This window comes from Acinetobacter sp. A2 (genome assembly GCF_012371325.1).
Taxonomy (GTDB): domain Bacteria; phylum Pseudomonadota; class Gammaproteobacteria; order Pseudomonadales; family Moraxellaceae; genus Acinetobacter.
In genome coordinates, this window is record NZ_JAAZQX010000005.1 from 24,314 (window position 1) to 38,788 (window position 14,475).

The window sequence follows — 14,475 nt, forward strand, 5'->3', positions numbered from 1 at the left end:
CTTAGACCTGTAAAAAGGAGCATTCATGTATCAGGTACTTGCGCGTAAATATCGTCCTCGTAATTTTAATGAGTTGGTGGGGCAAAACCATGTATCACGGGCATTGACCAGTGCTTTAGAACGTGGTCGTTTACACCATGCTTATCTTTTTACAGGTACGCGCGGCGTAGGTAAAACCACGATTGCGCGTATTTTGGCCAAATGCCTGAACTGTGAAACAGGCGTGACATCAACCCCGTGTGAAGTGTGTCCAACCTGTACAGCAGTCAACGAAGGTCGTTTCATTGACTTGATCGAAATTGATGCGGCATCTCGCACCAAAGTTGAAGATACACGTGAGTTATTAGATAACGTACCGTATGCTCCGACGCAAGGTCGTTTCAAAGTTTACCTGATTGACGAAGTGCACATGCTGTCTACGCATTCATTTAATGCTTTGCTCAAAACTCTGGAAGAACCACCAGAGCATGTAAAGTTTCTGTTTGCGACCACAGACCCTCAAAAACTCCCAATCACGGTGATTTCACGTTGTCTGCAATTTACTTTGCGTCCTTTGCAAATTGACGAAATCACGCAACATTTAACAGATATTTTAGCCAAAGAACAGATTGTGGCCGAGCAAGATGCGATTTGGCAGATTGCTGAATCCGCTCAAGGTTCATTGCGTGATGCGATGTCTTTGACTGATCAAGCAATTGCCTATGGTCAGGGTGAAATTCATCATCAAGATGTTAAAGACATGTTGGGGCTGATTGACCGTACCATTATTTATGATTTGATTTTAGCGATTCATCAAAACCAGCAGCAGCGTGTGAGTCAGTTGTTATTGCAATTCAGACAGCAAGCTTTAGATGTGTCTTTGGTGCTGGATCAATTGATTTCGACACTGCACGAACTGGCAATCATGCAATATCTGCCAGATTTGAACCTGAAATACAGTGCTGAGATCAATCAAAAAATACAACAGCTTGCAGGACTGATTTCTGCACAGGATATTCAGCTCTATTATCAGATTGCCTGTAAAGGACGTGCCGATTTACAAATTGCAGTAACCCAAGAGCAAGGTTTTGAAATGTGTGTGCTGCGTTTGCTGGCATTTCGTCCTTTGCAAGTTAATGAAGTGTTGGTTTCTGCTGTACCTAATACGGCACAAACAGCACCTGAATCTACTCAGTTTGTTACTCAAAGTGAGCAAGCCCCTCAGCCTGTAATGCAAAATTCAGCCGTTGAGATGCATCAAGCGACTGAATTGGACGCAGTTGCAGCATCTGATATTCAAACTCATCATGCTGTTGGGCAGGATATTGATGGATTTGAATATGGTGATGATGAATACCTTGAGCAAAACACAGCGCAGACTGCCATAGCAGAACCATCTTCTGATGACTTCTTGGATGATGAACCTGAGGGCGATGAACAGAGTGGTGTGGTTCAGAATCATGAGCATGCGCTGCCTGAAAGTACTGTGGAACAGTCAGCACCTGAAGTATTAAGCGATAAAAACACAGCTCAAACCGAACAGATTGTATTCGACCCAAATGCAGCAGAACCGTTATTTGGTTTAGAAAGCGAAGCAGAAAAGAATACGGTAGCGGCAACCAATACATCAAATCAGGATGACTTTTTACTGGAAAGTTTTGATGCGGTTGCGCCATTAGCTAGCGTTGAAACATTAGCAGACCCTGAGCCTTTAGAATTAACGCCGTCTGATCAAGATTCTACAAATGACGCTTCAAGCACCAATGAGGGAGAAGCCTCTTTATTTGATTCTGTGCAAGATATTTCTGTAGATGTTGCTATCACCGCAGCACAGCCACAAAATACAACCTCTACACAGAACGGTGATGCGCAGTTAATGCCACAGGATATTCTGCGCTTACAGCCGCAGGTGTTAGAGGGTGAGTGGACTTTAGACAAGTGGGAATATTGGTTTAGACACAGTGATCTTTCTCCAGCTGTACAAGAGCTAGCGCAGCATGGGGTGATGACTGGGCAGATTGATGGTGAATCAATTTTTCATATTCCAGAGCAATACCAACAGCTTTTAGCGCAATTGCAACATACCTTGGAAGGCGCTTTAAAAAGCCAATGGAGTAAAACGCTGTTTAAAGTGCAATATGAAAATGTAGATGACACCACGCCGTATGTTTTGCAGCAACAACGTAAACAACGAGCGTATCAACGAGCAGAAAACTTGTTACATCAAGAGCCTGCTGTGCAAGAGCTTTTGCAAAACTTTGAAGGCGAATTGCACAATATTCAGCTCAAATAAACAGACTCAAACTGCAGAATTTAACGTTTAAATCAAATGGCTGGGTCAAACCAGCCTTATTTTTAGCTCTAGATCAGACTGAGTCTACACTCATATAGGCTTGTAAAGCTTCACGCATATTTTGTGGAATCGGGAAACTTTGACGTGTATTTCGTTCTACAAACACATGCACCACTTGCCCTTGTGCAGAGGCTTGTTGTTGTCCATGCTTAAAAATTGCCAAATCATAAATCAACGATGAATTCCCAATTTTTTGAATGGCGACTCCGACCTCAATGACTTCGGGATAAGACAATTCTTGTAAAAAATGGCAGGTGGAGCTAACCACTAAACCAATGCAAGGTGATCGTTTGGGTTCAAAACCAGCTTTCTGAATCAATAGGGCATTGGCCGCACTGTCAAAATAGCTGTAATAGGTGACATTGTTGACATGCCCATACATGTCATTGTCTGCCCAGCGGGTTTGAATGGGAACGAAAAAAGTGTATTGATTACGGGTTTTAATTTCAGGTTTCACAAAGTTAACTCTATATTTTTTAATGGTGGCGGTGGCTGAACACGATTCGTTGAGTTGTTGATAGGTTGCAATTTTTCATCCATTAAGCATAAATGGCTTGGTAAATGTTTAAGGCATCCTGTACCTGTAATTCTCTAGGATTATTTTGTAGCAAGCGAGTTTGTAACAGGGCATCTTCTGCAAGTTGTATTAACATATTTTCTGGTACGCCTAGTGTATTGAGTTTTAATGTTAAGCCACTCTGCTCAAGGTGGTTTTGAAAATGATCGATAAACAAATCACACAGTCCATCGGTGCAGCCTTTACTACGTGGGTCTAACCAGCACATGAGTTCAGCATAATCTTGTTTGGCTGCAGGTGCATTAAATTTTAAAACCTCAGTCAGTACTAAGGCATTGCTATGCCCATGCGAGATATGAAAATGTCCACCTAAGGGATAGGCGAGTGCGTGGACTGCGGCAACAGGAGCATTGGCAAAGGCTTGTCCTGCCAACATTGAGCCAAATAGCATGTTTTGACGTGCTTGCATATTGTTGCCATCTTCAAGCACCAATTTCAAGTTTTGATCCAATAAACGCAGTGCCTGTTTTGCCAGTAAGTCTGAATAAGCATTTTTTTTGATTTTGGAGGTATAGGCTTCAATGGCATGTACCATCGCATCAATCCCAGTGGCTGCGGTAATCTGTGCAGGCAGGTTGCGGGTAAAATTGGCATCTAAAATAGCAACATCGGCATATAAAATAGGCGAGATAATGCCAGTTTTACTGGTCGAACCTGTGGTGACAATCGAAATAGGTGTCACTTCAGAACCTGTGCCCGCAGTAGTGGGTACTAAAATTAAGGGTAGACGTGGTGCTTGAGCATTGCCCACACCATATAAGTCTGACAGTTGTTGGTGTTGTTCAGGATGACTCAATACAGCAATGATTTTGGCAACATCCATAGCGCTGCCACCGCCAAACCCAAAAACCACGTCAATTTTTTGCTGTTTGGCAAAGGCAACCGCATCTAAAACAATCTGTTCTGCGGGGTCTGCTTGCACATTTGCGTAAATTGCATAATCTAGTTGAAGCTGTTCCAAAATTTCTAAAATAGGCAGATGCAATTGTTGCTGTAATATCCCAGCATCGGTGACCAATAATAGGCGTTGGTAAGGCTTTGCTTTTAAAATATTGTATAGCTCAGAAATTGAGCCAAGTCCTGAAATAATGTTGCCAACGGTTTGAAATTGAAAATTTTGCATACGCTTATCCTTATTATTTATACCTAATTCAACATTATTGTGCAGTCACGATATAGGATTCATATCATAAATAACTTAACATAAGGCTCTTAAAAATAAAGTAGCTCTGAGGTTGTTTATGTCATCCCAAACGCCATACAAGGTGTTATGTGTTTGCTTAGGAAATATTTGCCGTTCACCTACGGCAGAAATTGTACTGCGACATTTTTGTGATGAACAGCAACTGAATGTTTGGGTAGATTCTGCAGGAACCAGTAATTATCACCCAGGTAAAGCACCCGACTTACGCAGCCAGCAGCATGCGTTGAAACGTGGCTATGACCTATCTGCTTTACGTGCACGCCAATTACAGATTCAAGACTTTATCGAGTTTGATTTAATTCTGGCGATGGATTTGGAAAACTTAAGCAATATTCAGGCCTTGATGCAGCGTGCCAAAGCTGAATTTGGTACTTTACGTGCCGAAGTTGCCTTAATGAGTGAGCATGATCCTCTCTATACTCAGCAAGAATTACCCGACCCGTACTATGGTAAAGCCGATGGTTTTGAACGTGTGCTCGATCAATGTGAGTCAAGCAGTCGTGCATGGGCACAGGTGCTGCAACAACAATTTGAATTAAAGGTTAAGGTTTAAGTTATGCACATTCAACATTCTATGCAACTCAAACCATTCAATACCTTAAATTTGGATGCTACAGCCTCGCATTATGTGAAAATTCATCATACGCAGGATATTTTAGATGCCTTGGCATTTGCCAAATCTGAACAGTTAAATGTGCTAATTTTGTCAGGTGGCAGCAATATGTTATTGCCTGAACATATTCATGCATTGGTGATGCACATGGATATTCAGGGCATCGAACAACTGAGCGAAGATGCAACAAGCGTCACATTGAAAGTAGGAGCAGGGCAAGTCTGGCATGATTTTGTGTTGTGGACAACTACACAAAAACTCTACGGTCTGCAAAATTTAGCGTTAATTCCTGGTTTGGTCGGTGCTTCACCAGTACAAAATATTGGGGCCTATGGGGTCGAAGTCGGCGAGTTTATAGAGTCTGTGCATGTTTATGACCGTGATCAGCAACAATTCTGTTCTATCTCTGCGCAAGACTGTCAGTTTGCTTATCGGCACAGTATTTTTAAAGATCAGCCTAATCGTTACATTATTACGCATGTGACCTTTAAATTACTGAAACACGCAGCGCTAAAATTAAATTATGGTGACTTAAAAGCTGCGGTCGGTGATGATCAAACTGCTGAAAACTTGCAGCAACAAGTCATTCAGATACGTCAAAGCAAATTGCCGAATCCTGCTGAGTATCCTAATGTTGGCAGTTTCTTTAAAAATCCAGTCATTTCTGCACAACAATTTGACCAAATTACACAACAATATCCGAATTTACCCCATTACCCGCAGCCGAATGAGCAGGTTAAAATTGCCGCTGGTTGGCTGATCGATCAGGCTGGCTGGAAAGGGAAACAATTAGGTGCAGTCGGTATGTTCCATAAACAAGCTTTGGTCTTGGTCAATTATGCAGAGGCTACCTTGGCAGATGTGCAGCAGACTTATCGTGCCGTGCAACATGATGTATTGAGCCGTTTTGGTATTTTGTTAGAACCTGAACCTGTCTTATTTGATGACACAGGTTTGATTCGTGCACATCAGCCCGTAGGTTAAAATAGATGAAACATACCCATTGGATGGTCAGACTAGTACAAATAGCGACGGTGTTATTTGTATTATTTGCTTGTCTAATGATTTTTATCTATTCACCTTTTTATTCAAAAATGGTGGTAAAAGCTTTAAATACCTTCGTGCCAGTCGAAGTGAATGAAGTAGCGGCGAAAAGTCAGCAAATGGCTGCTTTTAGTGATCAAGACAGCTTAGAACCTGGTTCAGATTTATGGATTGCCCGACAAGCTTATTTAAAGTTAATGGAACAAGAAATTAAATCTGAAAATTCACAAAATTTAACTCTGATTCAGGCACGTTATCAAGCTTTACAGGCCTTGATTGTAGAAGAGCAAAATCAAAGAAAATTAGAATTAGAGCAAGATCAGCCACAGGTACCATTGCTTGCGCCTACAGCAGCATCAGAAATTTCACCTGAAGACCCTTCAGAAAATGTCAAAGCTCTACTGAATTTAGACAGCCATGAAAATCAGGCATTAATGGAACAATATTTTGAGTTTTTAAATACACATAAAATTGCCGAAGCCGAAAATAACACTGTAGATGAAGAGATTTTTAAAGATATTGCTTTGATTCATCAACAAAACATCCCCAAAATACCAGAAAACTCGAAACCTTATGCGATAGTGGTGTTAGGTGGTGGATTAACCTTAGATGACAATGGTAAAGATATTGTAGTAAATCACTATACACGTCTGCGTTTAGAAACGACTTTGGCGGTGGTAAAACAATATCAATTGCCAATTGTACTCAGCGGTGTAGAAGCACCTTATATGCAGCGCTGGTTACAACAATACGAAGTCGATGCAAAATTATTAGAAGATCGCAGTATGAATACTTGTGAAAATTCACGTTTTAGTTCGTTATTATTACAAAAAAAGGGTGGTGCACCTACGGTGATTTTGATTACAGACCGTTATCACATGCCGCGTACACGACGGTTATTTGCCTTGAACGGTATAGAAACCATTCCTGTAGAAGCTCCAATGCCTACCCAGCTTACCGCATGGCGTCCTAGTGAACAAAATTATGATCACAGCCGTCGTGCTAATTACGAAATGCTTGCCACCATTCGGGATGTCTTGTTTGGTTCTAGCGCATGTCGCGAGGTGCCTTAATGTCTGATTTGCCTTTTTTGAATCCAAGCATTTTAAAACAGCTCGATTTACCTGTACCGAGTCGAGACACCACGCCACAAATTTTACAGCCTTTAAACCTAAATCGAGCCTTTGAGCCAAGTGTAGAGTTACAGGCATATAGACAGCTTTATGGTTTTCATTTGCTAGATTGTGAGCATTGGCAAGGTTATGTACAAATGCCGTTGTTCAAGCTGCACGTGCAAATTTTTCAGCCTGATTTAACTAAAACCAAGTTCGATAAAATTCAGGGCACTGTATTTTTACTGCATGGATATTTAGAACATAGCGGGATTTATCAGCCCATTGTCAAAGAATTACTTGAGCAAGGCTTTAGTGTATTAACTTATGATTTACCTGGGCATGGTCTTAGTAATGGTTCACCTGCCAATATTCAAAACTTTGATCATTATCAACAAGTGTTACATGCAGTTTATCAATATGTTAAAAATGCTGATCAATTGCCAAAACCATGGTTAGGTATTGGCCAAAGTACAGGTGGTGCAATTTGGATGCATCATCTACTGGAGTTTGCCCAACGTCGTGAAAATCCATTTGTAGAGCGGGTTTTATTACTTTCACCGCTGATTCGTCCTGCGAAATCTGCATGGTGGCATAACTCTGTTGGTTTAGGCATTATCCGTCGTATTAAGCGTGAAGTACCACGACATTTCCGACGTAATAACCATAACCCTGAGTTTTTAAGATTTGTACGTTTAAAAGACCCGTTACAGCCTAGAATGATGGGTATGGACTGGATTCTGGCGATGTCTAAATGGATGTTTGAAATGGAAGAGCGTCCAGCATGTCGTATTCCTGTTTGGTTGGCACAAGGCGCGCAAGACCAAACAGTAGACTGGCGTTACAACATCGAATTTATCCGTCGTAAATTCCGCTTACAAACCTTATTAATGCTTGAAGAAGGTTCTCATCAATTAATCAATGAGCGTGCAGATATTCGTGCAGCTTTAACGGGTTTAATTCCTGCATTTTTACATGCACATAGTTCAAAAACATATTACTAAACGATTGTGTAATTGCTCAAGCTAATGCTGAATTGCCCATAAAAGTGTGGGCAATCAGTATGACACTTGGGCTATTTTCAATATTTATTGGAATAAATACCGATTAAACATTTTCAATGCTATGCTCATTGTAATAGAACAACAGGCATTGCCATAAAAACTCCTTAATTCTAGGGATGGATTTAGTAGAAAAACTATTGTTATATTTGAATTTATATTTTTGGGGAGGTTGAAGGCAGCAATGGAAACGATATTACCAGTGCCGGTTTTAATTGTTGAAGATGAGCCTATTATTCAGTCGCGTCTCAGAAAAATTTTGCATGATATTGGCTATCAGGATGACATGCTGTTTTTTGTCATCAATCTTAAAGCTGCCATGAAGTGTATAGAAGAGCAGCCGATTGTTTTGGCGTTGGTGGATTTAGGCTTGCCAGATGGCAATGGCAAAGAACTAATAGAACAATTACATTTTAGAGACCCAAGTGCATTAATTTTGGTGATATCGGCATGGAGCACGCAAGATAGCCTGTTTTCCGCAATACAAGCAGGTGCGACAGGTTATGTCTTAAAAGAACGTGATGATGCAGAAATCGTGATTGCCATCCGCAGTATTTTAAGAGGTGGAGCACCCATTGACCCATTTATTGCACGGGAAATTTTATCGAAAATATCTCATAAGAAAGTTGCTGTTGCTTCAGACGATCCTGCAAGCCGTAATGATGCAGAAGCATTTAATAGTAATTATGAGCAATTAACGGGACGTGAACTTGAAATTCTCAATCTTGTTGCACAAGGTTTAAGTAATCGAGAAATTGCAGAACAATTGTTTGTGTCACGTTATACCGTTGAAAGCCATATCAAACATATTTACCGTAAATTATCGGTGACCAAGCGCACCAAAGCGGTCAGTACTGCGAGAACACTAGGCATTTTATGATGCGCAGCTGGCTAAACTATGCCTTCGGAATATGCCTGTTGATCTGTGCGTGGCAAAGCTATGCGCAGCAAATTGTCTCTCCAATCAATCAGCACTGTAATGTGCATGTGCTATCTATTAGCTCAGCTAAAACAGCATCACAAAATAAAAGCCCTGAAACTGGTTGGGAAAATGTCAAATTACCCGATGTTTGGGATATACGCTGGAAAAATTATAACGGTGGTGTCTGGTATAAAATTGATTGGGAATGGTTTTGTGAGCGTGAGCATAGTTTAAATCAACCCATTGTGTTTGCTTTGGATTATTTAAATAGTGCTGGGGCAGTTTATTTAAATAAAGATTTGCTTTGGGCGAGTCAGCATTTACAAGAACCATTGTCTAAAAGCTGGAATATGCCACGTTATTGGATTTTACCTGCCTCTGGCTTAAAGCCGGGTAAAAATCAAATTTTAGTTTATGTAAATGGTTATGCATTTCAAAATGCAGGTTTGGGCAAAATCACATTCAATAATGTGCATGAAAATATAAAGCATCACCAAAAAAGTCTATGGAATAAGCGCACTTTATTTGAAATAAATGCCATTTTATCTGCTACTTTGGGTATTTTATGTTTAGTGATTTGGCTATTTATCCGCCGTGATAATAGTTTTGGCTGGTTTGCACTCAGTTGTTTGCTATGGCTACTTTTCATTTCACAATTTTTGACGACTGAAACTTATCCTTACCCCACAACCTTGGCAGCTGCTCAAGCAAATCTAAGTTTCTTTATTCTGTATATACTCTGTTTTAGTGTGTATTTGCTCAGGTTTGCAGATCGGCGTTTTCCTGTGCTTGAAGAGAGTTTATTTGTATTTAGTATTGCGGTGATTGTCGGTATATTTTTCACACCATTGGATTATGCAAAAATTGTCTTAGGGACTGTTTTCTTAAGCTATGCATCGTTATTGGTTGTGGTTTATTTTTACTTGGCTTATCTCAGTTATAAAACTAAAAAAACAGAATTATATTTATTGATTTTTTGTTTAACCTTAATTGGTTTATTTGCCTGTGTCGATGTTGTCCGTTTAGGAAATGCTGAAACTGCAAGTTTATATCAGCCATTATCACCTTATACCTCACCAGTAATCACTTTATTTATTGCGCTGATTCTTGGTATGCGTTTAAAAAGAAATATTCAAAAAATTGAAAAATTTAATCAGGATTTGGAGTTTCGGGTTTTTGAAGTCAGTGAAGACTTAAAACGCAGTATGTCGGAAAAGCACTATTTAGAATTGGAGAACGTACGTTTACAGGAGCGTATTCATTTATCACATGATTTACATGATGGACTCGGGGCATCTTTGGTTCGATCAATGATTTTGGTGGATCAAAACGAGGATGAAATGAGTAATCAGCAATTTTTATCGATGTTGAAATTATTGCGTGATGATTTACGTCAAATTATTGATAGTGGCTCTTCGATTGGCTCAAAAGTGCCAGAAAATCCGAAAGTTTGGGTTGCACCTGTGCGGCACCGTTTTAGCCAGTTAATGGATGAAATGGATATTCATTCTAGATGGGATTTTCCGAATGAATGGTTCATTGAACCAAATGCTTTACAGTGTCTGACTTTAATGCGAGTGCTTGAAGAAAGCTTAACCAATGTGATTAAACATAGTCAGGCCAAAAACGTAGCCGTTTCGATGCAATTTATGCAACCGAATCAGTTGTTGCTCAAAATTCAGGATGATGGGGTTGGTTTTGAAGCGAATAGTGTGTTGGAACAAGGTATGAGTATCGGTATGCGCAGCATGAAAATGCGTTTAGAACGGGTTGGTGGGCAGTTGAAACTGAGTTCAACCCCAGGCTATACATTAATTCAAGCCATCTTATACTTTGAGGAAGCCAACTCTAAGATGAATGAATCATCTTAGAGTCCATGAATAAAGCCGTTTAAGCTTCTTCTGCTGGAAGCAGCATTAACACAGAATCATTCAGAAGTTGTACTAAATCTTCCAAAATATCTGGGTCGTACAGGTTTTCATCAAGCAAGACGCGCTCACCATTGGCTATTTTTTGTAGCGTGTTGATCGATGCATCTGCGACACAAATTGCCTCGCCATTGGCCCAAAACAGAATTTGCCCCGCTTGTGCTGCATAAAGCAGACGAGAGGCGGGCTCAAGCATAATCTGATAACCCTGATCAAGCGCTTCTTCTAAGTCGCCTACACCCATTTCATCAACTTCAGGAATATTTTCTGGGTATTTAGGTTCAGACATTAAACTTAAAATTGCATCATCCAAAACTGATGAATTTTGCAAGCGTGCCCATAATTCTGCTTTTAAATAATCCAGTTCTGCAGCGGTCATTTCACCAATCTGGGTGCTTTGTTCACGGACGATGTCATGTAGCGGAGTACGTAACATTTCATCGGCAGAGAATTTATCACTCACACGATCCATCATTTCACTGATATTTGGCATACGGAAGCCAAATGAGAAAGTCAGGCAATCATCTTCCGCCACACCATAATGCGCCAAACCTGGTGGAACATAAAGTAAATCACCCGGTGCAAGTACTTCATCAAAATTAACCTGCATCTCAGGCAATAATTTGAGTGGTTGTCCTGCTACAAACTCAGTTTCTGCATCACACATTTGCCCAAGCTGCCAGCGACGGTGACCATAACCTTGCAGTAAAAATACGTCATAAAAATCGAAATGCTGACCTACAGAACCACCTTTAGGGGCATAAGACACCATGATGTCATCACGTCGCCATTGCGGTATAAAAGGGAATTTTTTCCAAAGTTCTGCTAAGTCAAAAGAATAATGATCGACTGCCTGCACCAACAGTGTCCAAAGTTTTGGCATTTTTTGAAAATCACCTTTAATCAGCGGTGATGATTTTACACTCCACTGATTTGGGTCTTTATCTTTTTGTTTAATTAAACGGGCAGTGACATCTTCTTCCAGTGCCAGTTCCATAACATCACTGGGTTCAAGCAGGTTTGCAATTTCTGGGAGTGTGTTGCGTACTAATAATGGTTTTTTTTGCCAATATTCACTTAGGAATTGTTCTGCGGTAATTCCGCCTAAAACATCTAAAGGTTGCGACATAAAATAGCCTAAGCAAGTCTGAGAATAGAGAGTCTTGATATTGTCTATTTTGTCGCTTGAAAGGGCAAGATGATTTCTAGCTGATATGCAGATTCAAATGAGTCAACTTTAGGGGACTTGAATATTCAGCATTCTTAAAATACGACACAGTTGAATCATAGGTAGTCCCATTAACGTGGTCTGATCATTGCCTTGCATAGCTTCAAACAAGCTAATGCCCAAACCTTCACATTTAAAACTGCCTGCGCATTGCAGTGGTTGCTCGAGAGCAACATATCGTGCAATTTCATCATCGGTTAAGTTGCGAAATTTGACGGTGTAATGCTCTACAATTGTCTGTACAAAGCCTGTAGATTGCTGCTGCACACTGAGTGCCGTGCTGAAATACACGGTTTGACCTGAATTGGCGTGTAATTGTTGTATGGCTTTTTCTGAAGTAAGTGGTTTACCGATAAAAACATCTGGCTGCTGTTCACGCCATGCCACTTGATCTGAACCTATTACTATTGCATCAGGATGTTGCAACGCAATACAGCGTGCTTTTTCAAAAGCCAAACGTCGCGCTAAATCATCTGCATGTAATTCACCCTGCGCAGATTCATCAATATCTGGGGAGACAGATGTATAGGCTAAATGCAAGCGATCCAGCAATTGTTGCCGAGTTTGACTGCCAGAAGCCAAAATAATTTGAGGATGTTGCATTAGATCATCACACCGCATAGTCCATCAAGATATCTAAAGGCACATAAGACAATACTGATTGATGACAGGCTTGAATTTTAATTGGTGGCGCTTGACCTGCTTGATAAGCTTCTACCCAACGGGTGACACAAATGCACCAGAAATCACCTGGTTGTAAGCCGTTAAAACCAACTTCAGGTACTGGCGTGATTAAATCATTGCCAATTTTTTGCGAGAAATTTAAAAATTCCGAAGTCATTTGTGCACAAACGGTGTGCTGACCTAAATCGGTTGGGGCGGTATGGCAAAAACCGTTACGGAAATACCCGGTAATAGGGTCAAAACAACAACTGGCGAGAGGTTCGCCCAAAACGTTTAAACGATTGATATTCGGATCAGGATGGATAGACATAAGTGCGAGAAAGATGGTGGCTTTTCTCTATCATAATCAAAACTTTTGCTTTAAACAGCAATTCTACAAAAGTTGCTAACCTTTTTCTGCATAATCATTTAAAATCGTGGCGTTTTGATATCAATAAAGTGAGCTATACATGAACTTTCAGCGTATGACTGACCTCGATTTAGCAGGTAAGCGTGTCCTTATTCGTGAAGATTTAAACGTCCCTGTTAAAAATGGTGTGATCACCAGCGATGCACGTTTACGTGCGGCATTGCCAACGATTCAAGCTGCTGTTGCCAAAGGTGCGGCAGTGATGGTGTATTCTCACTTAGGTCGTCCCGTTGAAGGTGAGCCAAAAGCTGAACAATCTTTAGCGCCTGTGGCTGCGTATTTAACCCAAGCTTTGGGTCAAGATGTCCAACTCATCATTGACTATTTAGAGGGTGTGGAAGTTGCACCGGGTCAAGTGGTTTTATTAGAAAACTGCCGTTTTAACCACGGTGAAAAGAAAAACAACCCTGAGCTTGCAGCAAAATATGCAGCATTGTGTGACGTATTTGTGATGGATGCTTTTGGTACGGCACACCGTGCAGAAGCATCAACCGAAGGCGTAGCACGTTTAGCACCAGTTGCAGCAGCAGGCCCATTGCTTGCCGCTGAATTGGATGCACTAGGTCGTGCTTTAAAAACACCTGAAAAACCAATGGTGGCAATTGTTGCAGGTTCTAAAGTATCGACTAAGTTAGATGTATTGACATCATTGTCTGATATTTGTGATCAACTTATTGTAGGTGGCGGTATTGCCAATACCTTCTTAGCTGCAGCAGGCTATAACGTGGGCAAATCATTATGCGAAAATGATTTGATTGACACTGCAAAAGCAATTGCTGCAAAAGTTTCAGTACCATTACCAACCGATGTTGTGGTTGCTGATGCGTCTGAAATCAACTTTGAAGATTTCTTAGGCTCATTGGCTCAAGCGAAAGCCACTGTAAAAAAAGTTGAAGATGTTGCTGACAACGACATGATTTTGGATGTTGGTCCTGAAACAGCGAAAGCATTTGCAGAAATTTTAAAAACTTCAAAAACAATTCTTTGGAATGGTCCAGTGGGCGTATTTGAAGTAGATCAATTTGGTGAAGGAACCAAAGCACTTTCATTGGCAATTGCTGAATCTGCAGGTTTCTCGATTGCAGGTGGTGGTGACACGCTCGCTGCGATTGACAAGTACGAAGTTGCAGACAAAATTGGTTATATCTCTACAGGTGGTGGTGCTTTCCTTGAATTTGTAGAAGGTAAAACCTTACCTGCAGTTGCGGTTTTATTAGAACGTGCTTAATTGTTGATTATTCAACAAAACTGCACAAAAGGTTGACTTCGGTCAACCTTTTTATTGTGGGTCATAGCACAGTCATAAAAATGTCATAAATATGCAATAAAATTAGTCTTAATGAATGACCTAACTGTAGGAA

Annotated in this window: 13 protein-coding genes; 8 read left to right on the plus strand and 5 right to left on the minus strand. The window is 40.6% G+C overall.

All coding sequences use genetic code 11. From position 1 onward, the window contains the following. Positions 1-25: 25 nt before the first annotated feature. Positions 26-2,272 carry a DNA polymerase III subunit gamma/tau gene (dnaX, locus tag HHA43_RS03200; protein WP_168460639.1) on the plus strand — a complete coding sequence of 749 codons (2,247 nt, stop codon included), beginning with the start codon at positions 26-28 and terminating at the stop codon, positions 2,270-2,272. A 73-nt stretch (positions 2,273-2,345) separates the two neighbouring features. Here dnaX and HHA43_RS03205 read toward each other — a convergent pair whose 3' ends face one another. Both HHA43_RS03205 and HHA43_RS03210 read right to left on the minus strand, forming a co-directional pair. Beyond that, positions 2,346-2,789, minus strand: a complete 444-nt coding sequence (locus tag HHA43_RS03205; protein ID WP_168460640.1) for an acyl-CoA thioesterase — start codon at positions 2,787-2,789, stop codon at positions 2,346-2,348. Between the two features lie 82 nt (positions 2,790-2,871). Beyond that, positions 2,872-4,032, minus strand: a complete 1,161-nt coding sequence (locus HHA43_RS03210; RefSeq protein WP_168460642.1) for an iron-containing alcohol dehydrogenase — start codon at positions 4,030-4,032, stop codon at positions 2,872-2,874. A gap of 118 nt (positions 4,033-4,150) precedes the next feature. Between HHA43_RS03210 and HHA43_RS03215 the strand changes: the two genes are divergently transcribed. From HHA43_RS03215 to HHA43_RS03240, 6 genes are all read left to right on the plus strand, one after another. Beyond that, positions 4,151-4,666 carry a low molecular weight protein-tyrosine-phosphatase gene (locus HHA43_RS03215; protein ID WP_168417421.1) on the plus strand — a complete coding sequence of 172 codons (516 nt, stop codon included), beginning with the start codon at positions 4,151-4,153 and terminating at the stop codon, positions 4,664-4,666. Positions 4,667-4,669: 3 nt separating this feature from the next. After that, a complete protein-coding gene (gene murB / locus HHA43_RS03220; protein ID WP_168460644.1) occupies positions 4,670-5,710 on the plus strand; it encodes a UDP-N-acetylmuramate dehydrogenase in 1,041 nt (346 codons plus the stop codon). A gap of 5 nt (positions 5,711-5,715) precedes the next feature. Then, the gene (locus HHA43_RS03225) at positions 5,716-6,843 is read left to right on the plus strand and encodes a YdcF family protein (RefSeq protein WP_168460645.1); all 1,128 of its coding nucleotides are present in this window, start codon (positions 5,716-5,718) and stop codon (positions 6,841-6,843) included. Continuing rightward, positions 6,843-7,886: an alpha/beta hydrolase gene (locus tag HHA43_RS03230; protein WP_168417418.1), complete on the plus strand. Its 1,044-nt coding sequence runs from the start codon at positions 6,843-6,845 to the stop codon at positions 7,884-7,886. The genes HHA43_RS03225 and HHA43_RS03230 overlap by 1 nt, the downstream gene beginning before the upstream one ends. A gap of 241 nt (positions 7,887-8,127) precedes the next feature. Continuing rightward, positions 8,128-8,823: a LuxR C-terminal-related transcriptional regulator gene (locus HHA43_RS03235; RefSeq protein WP_168460647.1), complete on the plus strand. Its 696-nt coding sequence runs from the start codon at positions 8,128-8,130 to the stop codon at positions 8,821-8,823. Further along, entirely contained in the window at positions 8,820-10,736 is a 1,917-nt protein-coding gene (locus HHA43_RS03240; RefSeq protein WP_168460648.1) for an ATP-binding protein, read from the plus strand. The genes HHA43_RS03235 and HHA43_RS03240 overlap by 4 nt, the downstream gene beginning before the upstream one ends. A gap of 19 nt (positions 10,737-10,755) precedes the next feature. Here the strand turns inward: HHA43_RS03240 and HHA43_RS03245 are convergent, their stop codons facing one another. The 3 genes from HHA43_RS03245 to HHA43_RS03255 all read right to left on the minus strand — a co-directional run bounded on the left by HHA43_RS03245 (position 10,756) and on the right by HHA43_RS03255 (position 13,015). Then, positions 10,756-11,922: a cupin domain-containing protein gene (locus tag HHA43_RS03245; RefSeq protein ID WP_168460649.1), complete on the minus strand. Its 1,167-nt coding sequence runs from the start codon at positions 11,920-11,922 to the stop codon at positions 10,756-10,758. Between the two features lie 108 nt (positions 11,923-12,030). Next, a complete protein-coding gene (locus HHA43_RS03250) occupies positions 12,031-12,624 on the minus strand; it encodes a Maf family protein (RefSeq protein WP_168460650.1) in 594 nt (197 codons plus the stop codon). Positions 12,625-12,631: 7 nt separating this feature from the next. Beyond that, positions 12,632-13,015, minus strand: a complete 384-nt coding sequence (locus HHA43_RS03255) for a DUF2237 family protein (RefSeq protein ID WP_096900874.1) — start codon at positions 13,013-13,015, stop codon at positions 12,632-12,634. A gap of 139 nt (positions 13,016-13,154) precedes the next feature. Between HHA43_RS03255 and HHA43_RS03260 the strand changes: the two genes are divergently transcribed. Then, the gene (locus tag HHA43_RS03260) at positions 13,155-14,342 is read left to right on the plus strand and encodes a phosphoglycerate kinase (RefSeq protein WP_168460651.1); all 1,188 of its coding nucleotides are present in this window, start codon (positions 13,155-13,157) and stop codon (positions 14,340-14,342) included. Positions 14,343-14,475 lie beyond the last annotated feature (133 nt).